Origin of the sequence: Mycoplasma buteonis (assembly GCF_000733865.1) — a bacterium.
Classification (GTDB): domain Bacteria; phylum Bacillota_I; class Bacilli_A; order Mycoplasmatales; family Metamycoplasmataceae; genus Mycoplasmopsis; species Mycoplasmopsis buteonis.
Window position 1 is genome coordinate 53587 of sequence record NZ_JPOK01000006.1, and the last position, 22346, is coordinate 75932.

Annotated in this window: 15 protein-coding genes and 1 rRNA gene; 8 read left to right on the forward strand and 8 right to left on the reverse strand. The window is 27.9% G+C overall.

Translation table 4 applies throughout. The features are described 5' to 3' along the window. Positions 1-319: 319 nt before the first annotated feature. The 5 genes from EI91_RS01915 to EI91_RS01935 all read left to right on the forward strand — a co-directional run bounded on the left by EI91_RS01915 (position 320) and on the right by EI91_RS01935 (position 8744). Complete coding sequence (locus EI91_RS01915) at positions 320-5143, forward strand: DUF4011 domain-containing protein (protein ID WP_036452466.1); 4824 nt, start codon at positions 320-322, stop codon at positions 5141-5143. Positions 5144-5424: 281 nt separating this feature from the next. Beyond that, complete coding sequence (locus EI91_RS01920) at positions 5425-6705, forward strand: DNA cytosine methyltransferase (RefSeq protein WP_036452468.1); 1281 nt, start codon at positions 5425-5427, stop codon at positions 6703-6705. 39 nt (positions 6706-6744) lie between these two features. After that, a 5S ribosomal RNA gene (gene rrf / locus EI91_RS01925) occupies positions 6745-6850 on the forward strand. A 143-nt stretch (positions 6851-6993) separates the two neighbouring features. Then, positions 6994-7302, forward strand: a complete 309-nt coding sequence (locus tag EI91_RS01930) for a thioredoxin family protein (protein ID WP_036452470.1) — start codon at positions 6994-6996, stop codon at positions 7300-7302. 122 nt (positions 7303-7424) lie between these two features. Next, positions 7425-8744, forward strand: coding sequence for an aldehyde dehydrogenase family protein (locus EI91_RS01935; RefSeq protein ID WP_051789167.1), 1320 nt, complete (start codon positions 7425-7427; stop codon positions 8742-8744). Positions 8745-8792: 48 nt separating this feature from the next. Here EI91_RS01935 and EI91_RS03730 read toward each other — a convergent pair whose 3' ends face one another. From EI91_RS03730 to rpmH, 3 genes are read right to left on the reverse strand one after another with little or no spacing between them, the layout of a single operon-like run. Beyond that, positions 8793-11048 carry a membrane protein insertase YidC gene (locus tag EI91_RS03730; RefSeq protein WP_036452472.1) on the reverse strand — a complete coding sequence of 752 codons (2256 nt, stop codon included), beginning with the start codon at positions 11046-11048 and terminating at the stop codon, positions 8793-8795. Next, positions 11035-11367, reverse strand: a complete 333-nt coding sequence (gene rnpA, locus EI91_RS01945) for a ribonuclease P protein component (RefSeq protein WP_036452475.1) — start codon at positions 11365-11367, stop codon at positions 11035-11037. The genes EI91_RS03730 and rnpA overlap by 14 nt, the downstream gene beginning before the upstream one ends. 11 nt (positions 11368-11378) lie before the next feature. Continuing rightward, positions 11379-11525: a 50S ribosomal protein L34 gene (rpmH, locus tag EI91_RS01950; RefSeq protein WP_027333701.1), complete on the reverse strand. Its 147-nt coding sequence runs from the start codon at positions 11523-11525 to the stop codon at positions 11379-11381. A 236-nt stretch (positions 11526-11761) separates the two neighbouring features. Between rpmH and serS the strand changes: the two genes are divergently transcribed. Genes serS through EI91_RS01965 form a run of 3 tightly spaced genes read left to right on the forward strand, consistent with a single transcriptional unit; the run spans position 11762 to position 14711 of the window. After that, a complete protein-coding gene (gene serS, locus EI91_RS01955; RefSeq protein WP_036452480.1) occupies positions 11762-13030 on the forward strand; it encodes a serine--tRNA ligase in 1269 nt (422 codons plus the stop codon). 37 nt (positions 13031-13067) lie between these two features. Next, positions 13068-13898, forward strand: a complete 831-nt coding sequence (locus EI91_RS01960; RefSeq protein WP_036452482.1) for an HAD family hydrolase — start codon at positions 13068-13070, stop codon at positions 13896-13898. Between the two features lie 30 nt (positions 13899-13928). Further along, the gene (locus tag EI91_RS01965) at positions 13929-14711 is read left to right on the forward strand and encodes a PQ-loop domain-containing transporter (protein WP_051789168.1); all 783 of its coding nucleotides are present in this window, start codon (positions 13929-13931) and stop codon (positions 14709-14711) included. Positions 14712-14837: 126 nt separating this feature from the next. On the opposite strand, the gene fusA is transcribed toward EI91_RS01965, so the two are convergent. The 5 genes from fusA to EI91_RS01990 all read right to left on the reverse strand — a co-directional run bounded on the left by fusA (position 14838) and on the right by EI91_RS01990 (position 22254). Continuing rightward, entirely contained in the window at positions 14838-16928 is a 2091-nt protein-coding gene (gene fusA / locus EI91_RS01970) for an elongation factor G (protein WP_036452485.1), read from the reverse strand. A gap of 26 nt (positions 16929-16954) precedes the next feature. After that, complete coding sequence (rpsG, locus tag EI91_RS01975) at positions 16955-17425, reverse strand: 30S ribosomal protein S7 (protein ID WP_036452487.1); 471 nt, start codon at positions 17423-17425, stop codon at positions 16955-16957. A 50-nt stretch (positions 17426-17475) separates the two neighbouring features. Then, positions 17476-17886: a 30S ribosomal protein S12 gene (gene rpsL, locus EI91_RS01980; protein WP_036452491.1), complete on the reverse strand. Its 411-nt coding sequence runs from the start codon at positions 17884-17886 to the stop codon at positions 17476-17478. 227 nt (positions 17887-18113) lie between these two features. Then, positions 18114-20732, reverse strand: coding sequence for a UU173 family protein (locus EI91_RS03530; protein WP_051789169.1), 2619 nt, complete (start codon positions 20730-20732; stop codon positions 18114-18116). After that, positions 20725-22254: a DUF2130 domain-containing protein gene (locus EI91_RS01990; RefSeq protein WP_036452493.1), complete on the reverse strand. Its 1530-nt coding sequence runs from the start codon at positions 22252-22254 to the stop codon at positions 20725-20727. The genes EI91_RS03530 and EI91_RS01990 overlap by 8 nt, the downstream gene beginning before the upstream one ends. Positions 22255-22346 lie beyond the last annotated feature (92 nt).

Below are 22346 nucleotides of genomic sequence, written 5' to 3' on the forward strand. Positions count from 1 at the left end.
TTTTCTCCCTTTTATAAATATATTTATAAATTTAATCTAGATTGCCAGAGTATTAACTCTTTATGTAATCGCTTATATTTTACCTTGTTTATTAAAAAATTACAATTTTTTGTTTATCAACTAAATAATTTTCGTTATTTGTTTGTTTTAAACATTTTGGTAATTTATTTTTCAAAATAATGAATATTAATTTTAAGAAAAAATTTAAATCCTTTATTAAGTGAAAAAATTTTTCAATTCAGTATCTTTTACCTTAATTTAATCAGTAAACTTATATAATTTAAATAATATAAAAACTAAACAAAATGAAAGGTGATTTATGGCTAAAAATACAACTACTTTAAACCGTTGAAAAGAAAAGTTATTAGACTTATCTTTAAACAATAAAGCATTAAATCATAAAGAAAATAAGTCAGGGACTATCAGCATAATTGCTCCTGACTTAAAAGATTTTTTTAGTAAAGTCGTAACTAATAAATCAGTAAATTTTGCTCGTTTATTCGATCATAATGAAGATGATTTAGAAGATGAACCAAAATCTAAGAAAACTGTTAAAGAAGAAATTAAAGTTTTAGGTCAAGTTTTACCGCGTAAAGATTATTATGATAAGTCAGAACTTTTACCAATAATTGATTTATACAAAAATAAAAAAGCAAATAAAGGAAAAATTGAACTTTTTACTAATGCAAGTGGTTCTAAACAAACACAAGTTTTAAGAAGTTTGATGAAAAATTCACAATTTTTTAAAGAAGAAAATGCAATCGATGTGCTTTTCTTTGCCATCGGATTTCTAAAATGATATGATGCAAATGACAAAAAACCTCACTATGCACCCTTAATGTTTTTAAATGCCGAACTTTCTCAAACAACTTTTGATTCTACATTTACAGCTAAAATAGTTGATGATGAAATTTTATTTAATCACTCATTGATTAGAAAAATGAAAGTTGAATTTGATTTAGACTTTGAATTTAAAAATTGAAGCGAAGAATTATCAAGTTATGAAGTTTATACAGAATATAAAAATCAAATTTTAGCTCAATTAGAAAAACATTCAGATAAGCGTTGAGAAATTTTAGATAATTTAGAATTAGCTACATTTAGTTTTAGCAAAATCAATTTAGTTAAAGATTTAGAAGATAATGAAAAGAAAATTTTAGAAAGTGATTTTTATCAAAAATTAACTTCAAGCAAACAAACACCAGTTGATAGCGAATTAGTACGTGAATCCGAAGTAGATCAATATATAGATCCACAAAACTACTATCATAAACTTGATGCCGACTCTTCTCAAGAAGCTGCAATTCAATCAGCTATTTTAGGAAAAAGCTTTGTTCTTGAAGGTCCTCCAGGTACCGGAAAATCTCAAACAATTACTAACATTATTACCGAGTTAATTGCACGTGGTAAGAAAGTTCTTTTCGTTGCAGAAAAAAAAGCAGCGTTAGATGTTGTTTGACGTAACTTAAATAAAATTGGTTTAGGTTCCTTTGCACTTCCTATTCATGATAGTGAATTTGACAAAAAAGGTGTAATTAAAGACTTATATACAACTTTACTTAAAGGTGCCGATGATATCCCTACTGTTCCGCAATTTTATGCTCAAGATAAAATTCATCGTTATAAAAATACAAAAGCTGATTTAAATGACTATTATGAAAAAATTACTCAAATACGTCAACCACTAAATTTAAGCTTATATCAACTTTATGGATTATTTGCTCAAAAAGATAAAGTCAAAGATTTATTTTTCAACATTCAAGATGTAGAAAAAATTAATCAAGATCAACTTTTTGAAATTCAAAAGAAAGTTGAAACTCTTGAAAATAAAGCAAACAACATTGATTTAGATATTAATAATAATCCTTGATTTGGATTTACTAAAGCTATTCATTCAAGTAGAGAAAAGGAACATTTTAAAAGTTTAATAGCTATAAACCAAAAAGATATTAAAAGTTTAGAACAATATCTTGATAGCAATTTAAAAAATAAATTACATATTTACTTTAAAGATAACGCACCTTTTTTAGACACTTTAAAAAGTTTGGTTACTCTTTTAGAGCATGTTAAGCAAGCTAGAACTGTTGATGAAAGAATTAAAAGAATTTATGAACTAGATAACGAAATTCACATTTTTGAAAATATTCTTTCAGAATTTAAAGTTGCACAAGCTTTAAAAGTGCAATTAGCTCAAACTTATAAAGTTGAAGTAGTTAATAATGTTCCGGCCGAAAAATATCGTTTAATGTTAGATAAACTACAAAATGGTGCTAAACGTGCTTTTTCACCTGAGTACCGTAAAATTAAAAACGATTTAAGTTTATATCGTATAAACGATAAACCAAATTATGAAGAATTAGTAGTAGAAATTCAATTAATTGAAAAAATTCAAAAGAAAAATTCAAATATTCAAGAATTAACCAATAGAGCGGTTTATACAAAAAATACAACAACTTTAGCGGATATCGAAAATGCTCTTTATGACTTAAAGTGATATCAAAAATTTTTATACCTTTCTAAAGATGTTTTATTCTATGATAACGATAAAATTTCATTAGTAATTAGTTGATTATTTAATAAAGATAATGTATTCCCAATTATTGATGAAAGCATTGCTCGTTCAACAACTTTATTAAACAACTTCGAAGAATTACAATCTTATTTTGAAAAAAATAGAGTGAACTTTAGTTTATTACCTTTAAATAACTTAAAACTTAATCTTGCTTCTTACATTTCAAATATTAACTATCTAAATTCTTATTCTGAATTTATTACAGCTTACTCAGATATGGTAGATCTTAATTTAAAAGATTTTGCTGATTTATTAATTGAAAACAAAATTACTACAAATTATTACGAAATTTTCATGAAGCGTTTTTACACTTTATTAATTGAACATTACTTAGAAGAAGATAATTTAAACTTTGGATTCAATGGTGAAGCAATCCAAGTTATGAAAGAAGAGTTTGGTGAAGTTGAAAAATCTATTCAAAAAATTGCTGAATTAAAAGTTGCTCAAAAACTTTATGAAAGCTTGCCGAACGTAAATTCAATTGAAGGATTAAATTCAAGTATCAAAATCTTAGCTAAAGAAGCAACTAAAGATAAAAGGGTAATTCCGTTTAGATTGCTTTTTGAAAGAATTGCTGAATTAATTCTCATGATTAAACCTTGTTTAATGATGTCTCCTTTAACGGTTAGTTCATTTTTAAAAACAAGTGATATTACTTTTGACACAGTTATTTTTGATGAAGCCTCACAGGTTTTCCCAGAAAATGCAGTTGGAGCATTATTTAGAGCTAACCAAAGAATTATTGTTGGTGATGAACATCAATTACCACCTACAAACTTCTTTAATGCTGACGGAGATGATAATTTATCTGAAGATGAACGTGGTGAAACAGATGATTTTGAATCAATTCTTAATGCTGTAAAAAACTTTTTACCAACTATCAGATTAAAATGACACTACCGTAGTAAATTCGAAGAGCTTATTCAACCATCTAATGCTGAAATTTATAACGATAACTTAATAACTTTCCCTTCACTTCGTAAACCACAGGAATTTGAAGGAGTTAAGTTTGTTAAAGTAAACGGAAAATTTGTTGATAATCAAAATGAAATTGAAGCAGAAACAATAATTGAATTAATCAAAACAATTTACCAAAAATACGGAACAACAAAAAGCGTTGGTGTTGTTTCATTTAACAAAAAGCAACAAATGTTAATTGAAAATAAAATTAATAAACTTAGAAGAAAAGATAGTTCTTTAGAACCATTTTTCAGTAGAGAACTTAAAGATCCTTTCTTTGTAAAAAATATCGAAACAGTACAAGGTGATGAAAGAGATATCATCATTATGAGTATTTGTTATGGTCCAAATGAACGCGGACATTTTGCAATGCGTTTTGGACCAATCAACCAACAACAAGGTTATAAACGTTTAAACGTTGCTGCTACTCGTGCAAAAGAATGTACCATTTTAGTTTCATCAATTACACAGGATGATATTGACTTAAACAAAACTGAAGCTCGTGGAGTAAGATTCTTAAAACAATACTTATTATTTGCTGAATACGGCGAAGGCAAGAAGATTATGTCTTCGAGTGAAAAAAATCAAAAGTTCTTTGAAGCAGGATTTGAAAAATCAGTTTTAAATGAACTCACTAAATTAGGTTATAAGGTACAAACTACTGTTGGAAATTCAGGATACAAAATTGACCTTGCTATTGAAGATCCAAGCGATCCTAATAAGTTTGTAGTTGGTATAGAATGTGATGGTACTACATACAAATCTTCTAAATCAGCTCGTGATCGCGACCGTCTGAGAGAAGAGGTTCTTGAAGCTCGTGGTTGAAAAATTTATCGCATTTGATCAACAGATTGATTCAAAAACAAAGAGCAACAACTTGCTCAACTTGATAAATTTATCAAGAAGGTTATCAGCGAACAAAAAACAGAAGAAAAACAAAGCAAAACTTCTAAAACCAAAAATATTAAAACTCGTAAAAATGACAAATTAGTAAAAAATAATTCAGAAGACAATAATTTAAAATCCCAAACACAAGAGTTAGAAATTCCGTTAGAATTTACTAAACGCACTGAAAACTTACTTGAATTATTCGAAAATTACCCTAATTTATCAGAAATTAATTTATCAGATTTTAGTGATGGTTTAACTTATATTCAAGAAGTAATTAGACAAGCGTCACCAATTGCTTTTGATGACTTAAAAAACTTTATTCCGCAAATTTACGGAAAGCAAACATTAACAAAAGCATTAAAAGATCAATTTACTTTATTTTTAAAAACAATAGAAAAAATGGGATTAATTTATATCGAAGATGACTTTATATTTGATAAAAATTCAATGAATGAAATAAAATTTAGAAAAAGCGTAAGTGAAGCCACAAAACGTAAAATTAATAACATTTCGAAATATGAATTAGCTAGTGGAATTTATAAAATTTTAACACTAGTAAATTCAACAACGGTTGAAGCGTTAGAAAAACAATTTTCTGACTACTGTCAATACAAAACTGTTTCAGCAAACATGAAAAAACTAGTTTCTGAAAGTCTTAAATACTTAGTAAACGAAAATAAAGCAACTGTTAAAGATTCTTTAGTGGAACTTAGAAGATAAAAATTAAATTATTTATGCCGGCAAGTTACTTGCCGACTTTTTTATTTTATATATAACATATCATCAACCTATTTTTTAAAAAAGTTTATTTAAAAAATTAAATGAAAAGAAATTGTATAATTAAATTAGAAATAAATTTAGAATAAATTAGATACTATTTCAAATAGTATTTAATTTAATAATTTGGCTAATAAAATCAAAAAGTTCTTAAAATCGTTTTAATTATGTACTAGCTTTGTCTAGTACTTTTTTTACCCTCTTTTAGGGAAAAGAAAGGTTTTATGAATTCAAAAAAATATAAAATAATATCATTATTTTCAGGAGCAGGCGGAATGGATTTAGGCTTTAAGCAAGCTGGTTTTGATATTATATGAGCGAATGATTTTAATATTGATGCCGTAAACACTTATAAAAGAAATATTGGCAACCATATTGTTTTGGGTGATATTACCCAAATTTCTAGTTCAGAAATAGCAAAAAATTACAAAAATATAGATGTAATTATTGGTGGCTTTCCATGTCAAGGTTTTTCTATTGCAAATACAAAAAGAAACATGGAAGATAAAAGAAATTTTTTATACTTAGAAATGTTACGAATAATAAAAGATAAGCAGCCTAAGTTTTTTGTCGCTGAAAATGTCAAAGGATTAGCGAGCACGGAAAATGGCAAGGTCTTAAAGATGATTATCAAAGACTTTGAAACTTTATGTTACTTAGTTGATTGAAAAATCATTAATGCTGCTCAACACGGTGTTCCACAACAAAGAGAAAGAATCATTATAATAGGAAATAGGATTGGAGTAAAAAATATATTTCCAAAACAAACACACGCAGACATTTTTCCTGGCGAAGATAACTATAACAAACCAAATATTAAATTATTAAATAAAGGTTTAAAACCATATATTACAGTAGAGCAAACTATAAAGCATTTACAAAATGTGAATGTGTCACAAGACAAGAAAGAAAGTTTTGTTTTAGTGAATAACAAAAAGATTTATAATCACATTGCTTTAATAAGTGTTAAAGATAAATTTTTTGGAAGAAAATATAATGTTAATCAAGCAGATGTTTGTGATTACTTAAAGTATTGAAGAGACTTAAAGAGCCTAACTACAAAACAAATTGATGAGCATTTTGGTTACAAACACACTGCAGGTCATTGATTTAGAAAAGACAATAATTCTGGTTCGATACCAAAACCAAGTGATTGATGAGAACTTAAAAGGCTTTTGAAATTTGATGATAAATACGATAAACTAGTAACAACGTTTATTGAAAAACCAATTCAATTTGATCAATCACTCAGAATAACTAATTGAAATAGACCTAGCGATACAATTACAGCAACTAGTCCAGAAATACACATTAATAAACAGAGAAGACTATCTGTTAGAGAATGTGCTTTAATTCAAACCTTTCCTAACGACTTTATTTTTGAAGGAAATATTAATTCTCAGTATAGACAAGTAGGTAATGCTGTTCCTGTTCAGTTGGCTGAAAAAATTGCAAAAGAAATATTAAGACAGTTAGGTGATTTTTATAAAAATAAAAAAATTTAAAATTTTTCTTGACATTTTTTTTAATCATGGTATCATATTATCAGTGGTTATAGCAAAGAGGTTCACCTGATACCATTCCGAACTCAGTAGTTAAGCTCTTTAGTGCCGACAATAGCCGAAAGGTGAAGATAGGGCGCCGCTGTTTTTTTATGCTTTTTTTAAATAAATTTACTTTTTATATTCTTTTTTAAAACACATAAAATAATATAAAAAGTGATTTTTTTTATTAAATTTAGTCAAAAAAATAACTTTTTAGTTTATAATATATACAGAATTAAGGAGATAATTATGTTAAAAGAAGTTAACAAACAACAATTTTTAGATGCTGCTAAAGAAGGTTTACAATTATTAGTATTTTACGCTGACTGATGTGGTCCATGTAAAATGTACAAAGGAACATTAGAAGAAATTTCACAAAAAGATAATGTAGAAGTTTTTAGAGTTAATATTGACAGCGACAAAGACTTCGCAATTGAAAACAACGTAGCTTCAATTCCTCATACAAAAGTATATTATAATGGACAATTTCAAGGTGTATTACAAGGATACAAACCATACGAAAATCTTAAACAAGATTTATCAGAATTCTTAAAATAAATTAAAACTAGCTTAAAGCTAGTTTTTTTAAAAAATTGAAAAAAATAAATAAAAGTATTTAAAAAAGCACTTTTTAGATAATTATCATAATGAATAGAAATTAATTTAATATAATTTAATTTATGCATAAAAATAGATTAATTAAAGAAAAACTTAGAAACTTAAAAAGAACCATTATTGAATTTCGTCCAGAGATTTATGACGCATTGGCTAAAGATTTAAATAAATCAATAAATGAAGTAGAAATGACTGAAATTTTGCCTACAATTAATGAAATTAATTTGTATCTTAGAAAAATTAACAAATGAAGTAAAAGTGAATTTAAAATAACTTCTGCTTCACTTATGTTTGGTAAAACAAGAATTGAAAAAGTTTCTTACGGTAAAGTGATGATTATTTCTCCTTGAAACTATCCGATTAATTTAGCTTTTATTCCTTTAATTGACGCTTTTGGTTCTGGTAATACTGTTATTTTAAAATTATCAGAACGAGCAAGTAACACTGCAAAAGTTATAGAAAAAATCATTGAAAAAGTTTTCACAAAAGAAGAAGTTAGTTGCTATACTGCAGGTGTGGAAAAAACTAATGAATTAATCAATTCTGACATTGATTTTTTATTTTTTACTGGTTCACATCAAATTGGGAAAATTATTTATCAAAAAGCTGCTGAGAAAATGATTCCTTGCGTTTTAGAGCTTGGTGGAAAAAATCCTGTAATAGTTACTCAATCAGCTAACTTACAAAAAGCTGCTGATGAAATCATATTTGGCAAAGTGATGAATGCAGGTCAAACTTGTTTAGCTCCTGATCATATTTATGTTCATAAAAGTATTCAAAATGAATTCGAAAAAATTTTAAAAGATACTTATGAAAATCTATTTATTTCTGAAAACCAAGCAAGTTTCCAAAAATCTAATTTAGTCGATATCAATGCAAGAAATAGATTAGCTAAATTTAATTTAGAGCTAGAATTTAACAATCAAGAAGATTTACACCATCATTTGAAAATTGTGCATGTAGACGAAGATTCACCATTAATGCAAGAAGAAATTTTTGCTCCAATTTTACCTATTTTAGCATACGAAAACTTAACTGATTTAGTTACACAAAAGTTAATTAAAAATGACGTATCTCTTGCAGCGTATATATTTACTACAAATCGTAAAGAATTTCAATTTGTAAAAAATACATTGCAATCAGGTACGTTTGTGCAAAATTCTATGTCTCAGTTTATTTATAATTCCAAATTACCATTTGGAGGTGTGAAAGGAAGTGGGATTGGAAGATACCACGGTAAAGCAGGTTTCGACACTTTTACCTATAAAAGAATTGTTTTTGCTTCATCTTCTACAAAACTTTTATCAACAGCGTTTTTAAATAAAATTATGTTTTCAAGTAAAGAACATTTTGTTATTAAATGATTTAAAAAGTTCAAAAGATAATTATTAAATTTATATATTAAAAAATAAAACCAGGGTATAAACCTGGTTTTAATTATTTTTAAGTGCTTTTTTAGAGTACTTATCTTTAAATCATCTTGTTTTCTTAACTTTATGAAGTGCTAGTGTTTGACCAATTTGTCAAAGTCCACCGAACATTCAGTATACTTGCACACCAGCGGTAAAGAAGACTGTAATAACTGTGAAAACAATCATCATCATTCTTTGAGTACGCTCTGATTTTTTAAGTGCTTCAATTTCAGCAATTGTAGCTCTTTCCTTCATTCTGCGTTTATTAAGTCATTGAGGTAATAATTGTGAAGCAAGTTGCACGATAATTACGGCAGCTAAAATTCAAATATATACTCAATTTCCTGAGAATAATTCTTGATATGAAGTTGAAGAGAAATTAATTCCTAATCAGAATGTAGCTTTAATTTCAGGAATACCTTGAATAACTCTTCACATAGCAAAGAAAATCGGCATTTGGAATAGCATTTGTCCAAGTTGATCGAGTGGGTTAATATTATATTTACTATGAAGCGCAGCAATTTCTTGTTGTTTTCTAAGTTTCATTTGTTTATTATTTTCAAAATTCTTGTACTTAGCTTCAATTGCGGCTTTCTTAGTTTTAAGGTCTTCTTGAAGTGATTGCATCATTGTTGCTCTAAATGTTAAACCTAATGTTAGAGCACGAGTAATAATAACCGCAATAATAACTGCAATAATTGATGCTCAACCATTTAAATCAGGCATTGGGCGTCTAATTGATTGCATTAAAGCACCAAGTGGATAGACTAATAAACCATAAAATGGCCCTAGCTCTCAGGCTTGTCCTCAAGAAGTAATTGGTTTTTGAGGATAATCACCTCTTAATGATAAATCAGAATCAACATTTTCGTTTGTTTTGAACTGAATTTGATTTTGTGAAACAGAATCTACTCTATAGTTTGTTAAAGCTAAGTAGTTTTGCATAGTTGTGTTGTAAGCTAATAATAAATTATAAACTTGCACAGGAATTCTACCTACTAAAATTTCTCTAGTTGATTCAATTCACTTAGTTCTAAGATCAGAAATTGTTGATGTAGCTGTTGCTTGTCAATTCTCTGGTTTTGAACTAACTAATTGTGAAATTTTTTCTAAGTAACCTTGAATGTTTACTAAATTAGGAATTTCTACTTGATATGATTTAGCATTAGCAATTTTAGTATTGTAAAATGCAACTAAATCGTTATAAGCTTTATCTCTTTCTTCTTCTTTTGCTGCAGAAGGAGAAAATGGATCAACTCTTTTAAGTGCATTAATATCTAAATTTATATAGTCTTTTGTAGATTTAATAAATTGACTTACTGAAGTGTAACTTGGGTTATACTCTTTTACCAATTTCATAAAGTCTGAATTTGGACCGAATGAGAAATTGTAAAATGTTAATAAAACATCTGAATTATAAGCATTGTTTGCTTTTTGAAGATTTACTAACTTAGCTTGTTCATCTGCATCAGCACTTAGTGGTGCAACATCCTCAGCAATATATACTGAAGCTAATGGATCACCAAAACCTGCATTAATAATTGAGTATGAATCAACATTATCCACTTTTGTAATTTGTGGTGTATTTGTTTTTTCACCTTTGTCGTTTGTAGCAGAAATAAAGTCAAATATTGTACCTTTACCTTGAGAATCTAAGTAGTAATAGATATCTTCAGCAGCATTAATCTTTTCATAACCAGTTGAAGTACTTGATTTATATAAGTATTTATCTGATGTACTTTTAAGAATTGGAGTCTCTTGATTTGAAAAACCTTGCTCACTTAATTTTTGCAGTAAAGCTGTTTTTTCTTCCTCTGTTAATTGACTAAAATCAATTCTTACTGATGAAGTATAAGCATTGTATTGTCCGTATTGACCACCTGCTTTTTCAGTTTGTTCTTTTAATTGTTTAATAATACCTGTTTGGAAACCTTTGTCGTTTGTATGGTAGTTAATATTTGTTTGTTTTAAAAGTGCAAACTCTTGTTTTGAAGATGAATCATCTGATTTAGCTTCACCAATATTTGCTTTTTCAACTTTAAAGGTAGTAACTTTGGGAGCTATTTCTTCTTCACTGGTATAAATTTCAAAACCGTTACCAACGGTTGAAGAAGTTTTAATTGTGAAGTTTTGGACACAACCCGTTAAGGTTAAACCAAAAACAGCAACATATAAAAAAGTCTTAATTCATTTTCAAGTCTTTTTTCAGTTTGATTTGCGTTTTTCCTTTGGATCAGATCCATTGGTAAAATAGTTAAATTGTTTAGATCTTTTCATTTTTCCTAAATTTCTCAAAGATTTTTAAAACCTCAGCTTTTTTGATTGCAAAATCTGTATTTAAAAAATCTTTGCGAGCAATTATTACAAATTGATAAGGTACATTTTCTAAATGTGCTTCACCAACAATAGATCTTAATTGCCGTTTATATAAATTCCGACCTACTGAATTTGCAAAACGTTTTGGCACAGTAATTCCAATTTTAAATTCATCAGCTTTTTTGTAATACAAAATTACATATTTATTGATAAATTGTTTTTTAGAATTTAAGACCGCATCGAATTCTCAATTTTTCTTTAGTCGATATATTTTTTTCATTTTAAGTTAAATTATTTGTCTGAAACTGTTAATCTTTTTCTACCTTTAGCTCTTCTGTTAGCTAAAACTTTTCTACCATTAGCTGTTTTCATTCTAGCACGGAAACCATGAACTTTAGCATGTTTACGTTTATTTGGTTGATATGTTCTTTTGCTCATTAGATCCTCCTTGTTTTATCTTTAATTTATAAGCGTTTTATATTATACAATAAATAAGCTCGTTTTTTATAGTTTATAAATACCATAATTTTATTTTTTCGCAATATTTTATCCGTTTTTTTATTTTTTTCATCTTTTCAAAAATTTTTTTATATTTGATTACAGTTTTAACCACTATTTTTTTGATAAAAATATATAATTTAAACAAAATAACGCACTTAAACAAAGAAGGTATTATGTTAGATATTAAATACGTTTTAAACAACGAAGAAAAAGTACGTCAAGGACTAAAAAACAGAGGTTTTGATCTTCAAATTTTTGATAAATTTGTGAGTTTAGCTTCTGTTCGTGGACAAAAAATGTTTGCTGAACAAAACTTAAAAGCTCAGTTAGGACAACTATCAAAAGAATTTGGTAAATTTAAAAATAATCCAGACAAAATTGCAGAAATTAAAAAAGAAATTGAAACAGTAAAACAAAGCAGTAATCTTTTAAGTGAAGAAGTCGAGAAAATTAATTCTGAGATGAATACTTTACTTCTACAAATTCCTAATTTACCATTAGACAGCGTTCCAGTTGGTCTAGATGAAAATGAAAATCAAGTAATTCGTGAATATCCAAACTTAGGTAGAGGACTTGTGACAAACGTTCTTCCGCACTATGAAGTTGCTAAAAAATTAGATATTATTGACATTGAAAGAGCTGTTAAATTATCAGGTTCAAGATATGTAATTTACAAAAACTCAGGTTCAAAACTAGTTAGAGCATTAATTGCATTTATGCTTGATTTACACACTTCAAAAGGATACAACGAATTTAACACACCAGTTATTGTTAAAGATTTAGCACTTTATGGAACTGGACAACTTCCTAAGTTTCAAGAGGATTTATATAAATTAGAAGGTGCTAATGAATACTTAATTCCAACTGCTGAAGTAACTTTAACTAATATTTACAATAGTGAAATAGTAGATTTAAGCACTCCTTTTAGAGCTACAGCATATACTGAATGTTTTAGAAGCGAAGCAGGAAGTAGCGGAAAAGATACACGTGGAATTCTTAGACAACACGAGTTTAAAAAAGTTGAATTAGTAAAAGTAACAAATGCTAATGACGCTTGAAAAGAATTTTTATTAATGCTTGATGATGCTAAAGATGTACTTGAAAAATTAGAAATTCCATATCGTGAATTGCAATTATGTACTGGTGATATGGGATTTAGCTCTCGTAACACAGTTGATTTAGAACTTTGATTACCTTCTGAAAATCGTTATCGTGAAGTTTCATCAGTTAGCTACATGGGTGACTTTCAAGCACGTAGAGCTATGATAAGATATCGTGATGAAAATGGTAAAACAGAATATGCGCACACTATGAATGGTTCAGCATTAGCTATTGATCGTGTTATTGCGGCAATTTTAGAAATTTACCAAAACGAAGATGGTACAGTTACTGTTCCAAATGTTTTAAGACCTTACATGCAAGGACAAGAAATTATTAAATAAAACAAGGTAACTTGTTTTTATTTTGCAAGGAGAAATAATGAAAAGAATATTTGCATACGATTTAGACGGAACTTTATTAATGTCAAACAATAAAGTTCATCCAAATACTACAGCAGCGATGAAAAAAACTCGCGAAGCAGGTCATATTCACGTTTTAGCTACCGGTAGAGGAATTCAAAAAGTTTTACCTCTAATTAACAGAAAAGATATTCAATTTATTGATTATATGGTTTGTTCAAATGGTGCAGCTATTTATGATTTAAAAAATCAAAAGCTCACAGTTGTTAAAAAAATGGATAAAGAAGCCTTTGATGTTGCATTAAAGCTTGCTTTAAAACATGAATCAATTCTGACTGTTGATACGGATAAATATAATGGTACATATTTCCCAAATGATAAAATGCCTTCTTGAATTTCAGAAAAACAAGTAATGGATATGAATGTTGTTGATCATGCTAGCATCGAAAAACTAAGTAATATTGTCACAGATCCAAATAATATAGTTACTCAAATGGCATTACGTAACCCAAATCACAAAGCAAAAGAAATTACTGAAGAAATGCGTAGTTTACTAGATCCAAACAAATATGAGGTTTATTTAACAAATTTAGTTTATACTGATGTTAATCCACAAGGAACATCAAAATGAAATGGACTTCTTGAACTAGCAAAACTAATAAATTGGCCTAGTGAAAGTATTGTAACATTTGGTGATAGCGGAAATGACTTAGAGATGTTAACAAAAGCTAACTTGAGCTTCACAATGTCTAATGCAGCAGAAGATGTTAAACAAATTTCACAAAATATTATTGGTCATCACGAAACTGATACAATCGGTGAAACTTTACTCAAATTTATTAATGAATAATATTTAACAAGAATTTGATAAAATAAAAATATGCTAACAGCAAATATAACAAGACTTTTTGAAGCATCAGAAAATGGAGCTTCAAAAAGTTCAGTTTATGACTTACCTATTACAATTTTCCTAGTTTTAACAAGTATTTTAATTGTTTGTTTAAGTCTACCACAGTTATATAAAAGTATTAAAGATAAGAAAACTGGTGAAATTAGTTTTCTTTCATTTTGAATATTCCATTTAGGAATTTTAGGATGAGTTATCTATGGTACAACTAACATGCATAGTTTATATAACGTAGTTATAGCTGATGGTTTAAGTGTTTTTGTTAACGGTGTAATGACTTATTTACTTTACCGTTACAAAGAAGAGTTTACATTTAAAAAGAAAATGCAAGGTTTAATTGGTGTATTAGTTACTTGAGTAATTAATATCGTTTTAATTGCTTTATTTATTCATGATGAGTTATCTGCAGCTGACGCAAAATTAATTCAATTGTCAGATAACTACTCAGCAATTATGGGTTATATTTTCCCTGCTTTAACAACTCTTGCATTCACGCCTCAACTTATTAAATCATTCAAAACCAAAAAATGACAAGGTGTTTCTATCTGAATGTTCGTCATTTATGAAGTTAACAATATTGTTTGAATTATTTGATGAATTTTAGAAATCTTAAGAGCAGTAGATTTAAATCTTCAATATCAATCACTGCTTGCTGGATTAATTTGACAAATTATCAGCTTAACTATTTTCGGAGTCCAATTAGGATTCACATTATACGACAAACATCTTATTAAAACTGGCAAAAAAATCGCATAATTATTTTTTGAAAGGCGGGTGGCTGACCTTCAAACAGCAAAAATCACACTCATTGGTGTGATTTTTATTTTTTTGATTAAAAAATACCAGAAGATTCTGGTATTTTAAATATAACTTTGTGTAAAATTATTCTTCGTCTTTAGCTTGAATGTTTCTACGTTTAATGATTTCTTCTGAAATATTTCTTGGACATTTTTCGTAGTGATCAAATTGCATTTGGTATGTACCACGTCCACTAGTCATAGATCTAAGTTCTGTTGAGTAACCGAACATTTCAGCAAGTGGAACGTGTGCTCTAACGATAACAGCTCCATCATTTCTTTGTTCTTGGTCATTAACAAGTCCTCTACGACGTGATAAGTCACCAATTACATCTCCCATGTGATCTGAAGGAACAACTACTGCAACGTCCATAATTGGTTCTAATAATACTGTACCAATAATATCTTTTGCTTTAGTAAGTGCTTTAGAAGCAGCAATTTTATAAGCCATTTCTGATGAATCGACATCATGGTATGAACCATCAAATAATGTAGCTCTCATATCAATCATTGGGTAACCAGCTAAAATACCGGCTGCCATTTTGTCTTCAAGACCTTTTTGAATTGATTTAATGTATTCTTTAGGAATTTTTCCACCAACGATTTTATCAACAAATTCAAAACCACCATCTGGATTTGGTTCAAATTTAATTCATACGTGACCGTATTGTCCCTTACCACCAGATTGTTTGATGTGTTTTCCTTCAACATCTGCTGTTTTTGTAATTGTTTCACGGTATGAAACTTGAGGTGCACCAACTTTAGCTTGTACACCAAATTCACGTTTTAAACGGTCAACAATAATATCAAGGTGTAATTCACCCATACCAGCAATAATTGTTTGTCCTGTTTCTTCGTCTGTGTATGTTCTAAATGTAGGATCTTCTGCTGCTAATTTTTGAAGTCCTAATGAAAGTTTTTCTGTAGCAGCTTTTGATTCTGGTTCAAGCGCTTGTGAAATAACAGGTTCTGGGAAAACCATTTTTTCTAACACGATTGCGTCTGTTTTTTCAGCAACTAAAGTATCTCCAGTTGTTGTAAATTTAAGTCCAACAGCAGCAGCAATATCACCAGCACGACATTCATCGATTTCAACACGACTGTTTGCGTGCATTTGTAAAATACGTCCAATACGTTCTTTTTGATCTTTTGTAGAGTTAATTACGTATGAACCTTTTTCTAAAACTCCACGGTAAACACGGAAGAATGTAAGTGAACCAACAAATGGGTCAGTCATAACTTTGAAAGCTAAAGCTGCGAAAGCACCTTCATCTGTAGCTTGAACTGAAACTTCTTCTTCTCCGTTGTAAGCTTTAATAGCTGGAACGTCAATTGGTGAAGGTAAGTAATCAACAACTGCGTCAATCATTTTCTTAACACCTTTGTTTTTGAATGATGTTCCACAAACTACTGGGAAAAATTCTGATGTTAAAGTAGCTTTTCTAATTGCTGCTTTAAATGTTTCTTCATCAATGTCTCCACCTTCAAGAACAACCATCATAAGTTCTTCATCAAAGTTAGCAACTGCTTCTAATAATTCTTGACGTTTAATTTCTACTGTATCTACTAAATCAGCAGGAATTTCTGTTGGGAATTCTTCTTCAGCAGCTTCACCGTTATATGTAACTGCTGTTCTTGTAACTAAATCAATAATTCCTTTGAAATCTGATTCAGCACCAATAGGTCATTGAATAGCAACTGCATTTCCACCTAAACGTTGTTTAACTGAAGCAACTGAAGCTGCAAAGTCAGCACCAGCTTTATCCATTTTGTTAACGTAAACGATACGTGGAACTTTATAGTTTGTAGCTTGTCTTCAAACTGTTTCTGTTTGAGGTTCAACTCCTGATTGAGCATCAAGAACAGCTACAGCACCATCAAGTACACGAAGTGAACGTTCAACCTCAACTGTGAAGTCTACGTGTCCTGGTGTATCGATAATGTTAATTCTTTTACCTTTTCAGAATGCTGTAGTAGCAGCAGAAGTAATAGTAATACCACGTTCTTGCTCTTGAGCCATTCAGTCCATTTGAGAAGCACCATCGTGTGTTTCTCCGATTTTGTGAATTTTACCTGTGTGGAATAAAATTCTTTCTGTTGTTGTTGTTTTACCAGCATCAATGTGGGCCATAATACCGATGTTACGGTAATCTTTTAATTCGTATTCTCTTGCCATAATTTTAATATCCTAAAAAATACAAACTATCATCTGAAGTGTGCAAATGCACGGTTAGCTTCAGCCATTTTGTGAGTATCTTCACGTTTTTTGATTGCTCCACCTGTTTTGTTTGATGCGTCAATAATTTCATTAGCTAAACGAACATCCATTGTTTTTTCGTTTCTTAAACGTGAGTATTGTACTAATCATCTTAATGCTAATGTTTGTTTTCTACGTGCAGGAACTTCAGTAGGAACTTGGTAGTTTGTTCCACCGATTCTTCTTGTACGAATTTCTAATTGTGGTGTAATGTTTTCAACAGCTTCTAAGAAAACTTCCATTGGTTCTCTATTTGTTTTTTCTTTAATAATTTCGAAAGCTGAATATAAAATATCTTGAGCGATTGATTTCTTTCCGTCAAGCATAATTTGGTTAATTAACTTAGTAACGATAACAGAGTTAAAAACTGGATCTGCAAGTACTTCACGGATAGGCGCTTGTTTTTTTCTTGACATAATTTCCTCCTATGTGATTTTTATTATTTTTTTGAAATTTCTAAATAAAATTATTTAGCTTTTTTTGTTCCGTATAAACTACGTCCTTGGTTACGTTTTGCAACACCAGCTGCATCTTGTGTTCCACGAACGATGTGGTATCTAACTCCAGGTAAGTCTTTAACACGTCCTCCACGAATTAAAACAACTGAGTGTTCTTGAAGGTTGTGTCCTTCTCCAGGGATGTAAGCTGTAACTTCCATTCCGTTTGATAACTTAACACGAGCGTATTTACGTAAAGCTGAGTTAGGTTTTTTAGGTGTCATTGTAGCAACACGAGTACATACACCACGTTTAAATGGAGAAGCCATTTTTTTAGCTTTTTTTACTAATGAGTTGTAGCTAATGTTTAACGCAGGAGCGTTTTGTTTTTTGATTTTTGAGCTACGACCATTAGTAACAAGTTGGTTTGTTGTAGGCATTTATTTCCTTCCTTTCAATCTTTTATAAATTTAATTTCTTTTATTACTTTGAATTTGTCAAAATGAGAGCTATATTTTAAATAGCTTGGATATTATACAACAACTTATCCGTGTGTATCAATATTTTTTTATTTTTTTATTGATTTTTTAGGAGTTTTTTAAAAAATAAAGCAAAAAATTAATATTTAAAATTAAAAATAACTAACAATAAATAATTGCTAGTTATTTTAAGAAACTACTAGTTTGCCTTCTTTAAGTTGATAATTATTATTTTCACTTTCGAGATTATATTCAAAATTAGCAATTTCAGGGTAACTTGATTTTAAGATTTCCATAACAAAATCATAAACCATAAGCATTGCACGAACATCGTTTTCACAATATCTTTTTAAATTAGGTACAATTTGGTTTTCTCATAAATTATCACCAATAGATCCTAAATAACGCTGAATTGCTTTTTCCATTGCATCAGTTCCTTTTTGAACCTCTTTTAAAGATGTATAAGGAATAATTTTATTTTTTAAATCAATATTATAATGTGTAATATATTTTTCTATCTTTTTAATTGAATAGAAATATTTTAAATATTTAATGCTTATCATCATACGACCAAAAGTCGCAACATTTCTAACAATAAAATTGCTATCTAAATTTTCTTTTACTATTTTGTTGTTTTCTACCGTGAAAGCAGAATAAGTTTCAATATTTGCAGTATTAAAAGAAATATATTTTTCATTTTTAGATAAATTACCAATCATAAACGAATCCGCTAAATCTACCGTATTTGAATTGATGTGGTAAATCATATTTTTGAAGTTTTCGAATGTTTTAAATTTTTCAAAAAAGTAACTAATAAATTCATTTGTATCTTTATCTATTTCTATCTGTTTATTTTTATTTTCTTCGTATTCAGATAAATTCATTTTGATTAAATTTAAAATTTCTATATTTCTTGTGTTTTCATAACTTTTATTAAAAACAACAAAAGCGTCAGCACAATCTGAATAAATTTCAAAAATCATGTCACAAAGATCTTGTAATTTTAAATTTTTTGTATCTTTTACTATGTTAGAGCAAGATAATTCTTTTCCATTTTGTGTCACAATAATAGAGACTTGATTAACAACTTGATTATAAGGGTTGATATGATTAAAAATTGGAAAAATATCTGAAAAACCTTCATAGTCGTATCAGCAAATTCGAGCGTCTTTCACATGTAATTTTTTAATTAAATTAGCAATATTAAAATTAAAAAAGTCTTGAGTTTTATTAAATAAATTATTTTTATGATTAATAAAATCTAATCCGTATATTTCTCTTAGTTGATAATATTTCCCAGAAAGTCTTTCGAATTCTTCACCTATTAAAGTATTAATTAAAATATATTTGAGTTCCACATCTTTTTTAATTCAAGCAGGAAGAAAAATACCTCCAAAATATTTATTATCATTAGCTAAAAAGCTTGTTTTAGCAAGTTGTTCTTTGACTGTATTTTCATAAGAATAATTCATATTTCAATTAGTTTTTCAATTATGAAATAATTTATCAACAACAGGCTCTTTTAATGTTTTGCTTTTTTTGTCACCATTTGGTATATTAGTTAAGTAATTACCATTGGCAAAAAAGAAGTATTTTAAGCTTTGTAAGTCTAATTCTTCTTTAGAACCAAAATCCAATCAAGATTTATATAAAATTTCTATTAAGTCGTTAAATGTAGTATAAAAATCATTGAATTGTGGATTTTTAAGTTCTATTTTATTTCACTCTTTAAAATTTGTTATCAATTTCTCTGTATTTAAGTTTTCATTTAAATTATTTTTTTCAAAAACTAAGTTTTTGTCTAATTTAAAAGTAACTTGATTATTATATTTAACACTGTTAAAAAAGCTAAACTTACTATTTTTTAATTCTTTATTGGAATCCAAAAGATTTAAAATTGCTCCACTATCTTCTAATACTTTAAATATTTTTTTAGAAAATTCATCTTCCGAAATTTTAGAAGCAGCAGGTTCTAAACGATAATTTGAAGCATAAGATTCAAAAAACTCAATTTTGTGTTTTTTGAAATTTTTTGTAATTTTTAAAAGTGGATCAACTATTAAAACGCTGTAATTATCAAAAGGAACCGAATTTAAACCAATATTTTTAAGAACTAAATAAGAAAATAAACATTTGTAATTATCTTGTAAAGAACTAAAAGATTTAAAACTTAAATCTACAAGTTTATTTTCGCGTTTATCATATAAAAGAGCGGTTAATACAAATTTAAAAGTAACTTCTTTATATTTGTATTCAAAAATAAATACTGGATTAACTATTAAGTCAACATCTTGTTGTTTAATTAAATTTTCTGTGATTTTAGCTTTATCATCATTTGAGTTTCTAACACTAACATACTTAATTTGACTGCTTTTTAAATTATTTTTTTCTATATAGTTTTCAATAGCTTGTAATTTATACTGATTAAAGCTATTACCTTTAATAATCATGTATTTATCATTTTGAGAAAGTTCATTAGAACTTTTATCATCAAAATCAAATCATTCAAATTCATGAGTAATCTTTTTAAAATTATCAAAATCAAAAATATTTTCAAAGTATTGTTCTTCTAGATTTTGTGCACCATTTTCATACTCTTCGATATCAATTTCTGAATTATCAGAATTTTCAATGTCTTCTTCTTTCAATTCTTCTATATCTATGCTTTGAATTTTTTTAAAACTAATATCATTAAACAGTTTCGAAAGTTTTTCTTTAAAATTTGCTTTTTTTTCAAAAATTAAAATTGGGTTTTTATCAAAAATCCTTTTAAAGTTTGTTCAGGTTACTAAAATCTCTTTATTCATCTATATTTTCCAATGCATTTGATTTTTCAATCTTGTTTGATATTTCTTTTTCAGGTTCAAAAATATTAATTTCTTTATCAAAATGATTTAATTTTTCTAAAGGTAAAATAATTTTACGTTCAATATTAAAATTATTAATTTTACTTTCCACTAGTTCTGTTTGTCTTTTAATTGTTGTTTCTGCTATTTTTTCTATGCTTAAAGCTGAATCTCTTAATTTTTTAACTTCTTTAAGTAGAACATTAACAGAGTTATTTAAATTTTTCACTTGAATGTTTATAATTTCATTTTTAAAATCATTGAACTTTTGTAAAATCATATTTTTTTCAAGGGTTTGAGATCTATAAATTTCAAACTGACTTTTCATTTCAGCTTCCTTTTTAGCAATTAAGAAAAATAATTTTAGTAAGTTACTAAGTATGTCAATTCTAATTATGTATATATTGGGATACTCTTTATTATTCAAAATGAAAAAATCATCCTCAGGATTTAACTCTGTTACTAAAATTGCTTTATCTGCTTTAAAATTTTTTCTATCAATTTCTAATTTTTTTAGAAAATCCACATTGCTTTTAGAACCTGTGTTGCTTTGAATTGATTTGGCTTCAATTACTATTTTGCCAATTGGAATTTCGTTATTTTTAGGATCAAAAAAGGTTACTTCAAAATCTGGCATCGCTTTTTTTGTAATATTATTTGCATCTTGATACTCAACAGGTTTTGTTGTTTTTTGAAAATGTACCTCATCTGTGAAAACTCCAAAAGTATTTGAAATAGTATCATAAACTGCATCTTCAAACTCATTAGCTGCAATTTTTAAACCAGTTGATGTTTTTCTAGTAATTACACCTTCATATTTACCTTGAAGCTTAGCCATTTCTATTTCTAATTTATGTTTTTCTTCATTTCAAACTAATTTTTCAGCATTTAATTTTTCGTTAAATTCTTGGAGTAATTTATTTTTAGTCTCAAACTGAACTTTTTCAACTTCGTGTTTCAGTTCAGCAATTTCTTTCTCTTTAGCTAGCAGAAAACTATTTTTCTTGATTTCAGCTAGTTGAACTAGCTCTTGCATTTTTCTTTCGTTTTGCACAAAAATGTCTTGCAGCTCGCGCTCTTTTAAAGTTAATTTGTTTTTTAATTCTAAGTTTTCTAAATTAGCGTTTTCTAACTTTCCGCGGAATTCTTTTTCAACATCAAGCTTATTCTTACTAATTTCAGTTTCTTGCTTTGTTTCCAAAATAACAAGCTGATTTTTTAAAAAATTAATTTGATTATTTAATTGTTCTTTTAGTTTTTGCACTTCTCCAATATTTTCTCAGTTATTTTCAATGTTTTTTTGAGCTTCTATTTTAATACTCTCAATAATTTGACCTTGTTTTTCACTAAGTAATTTTTGAATAGCAGCTGTATCATCAGTTAATCAATCTGAAAGAGAAAAATACGAACCTTTAGGAGCGTCTTCTAATATTTCAAATTCATAGTTATCTATATTTTTTAATTTAAATTTAATTTTTTTCATACCCATCCTTATCTAATAATTAAATTATATTTTTAAATAAACTATAAAAGAACAAAATAAAATTTTTAACCATAATTTTGTTAATTTATTAC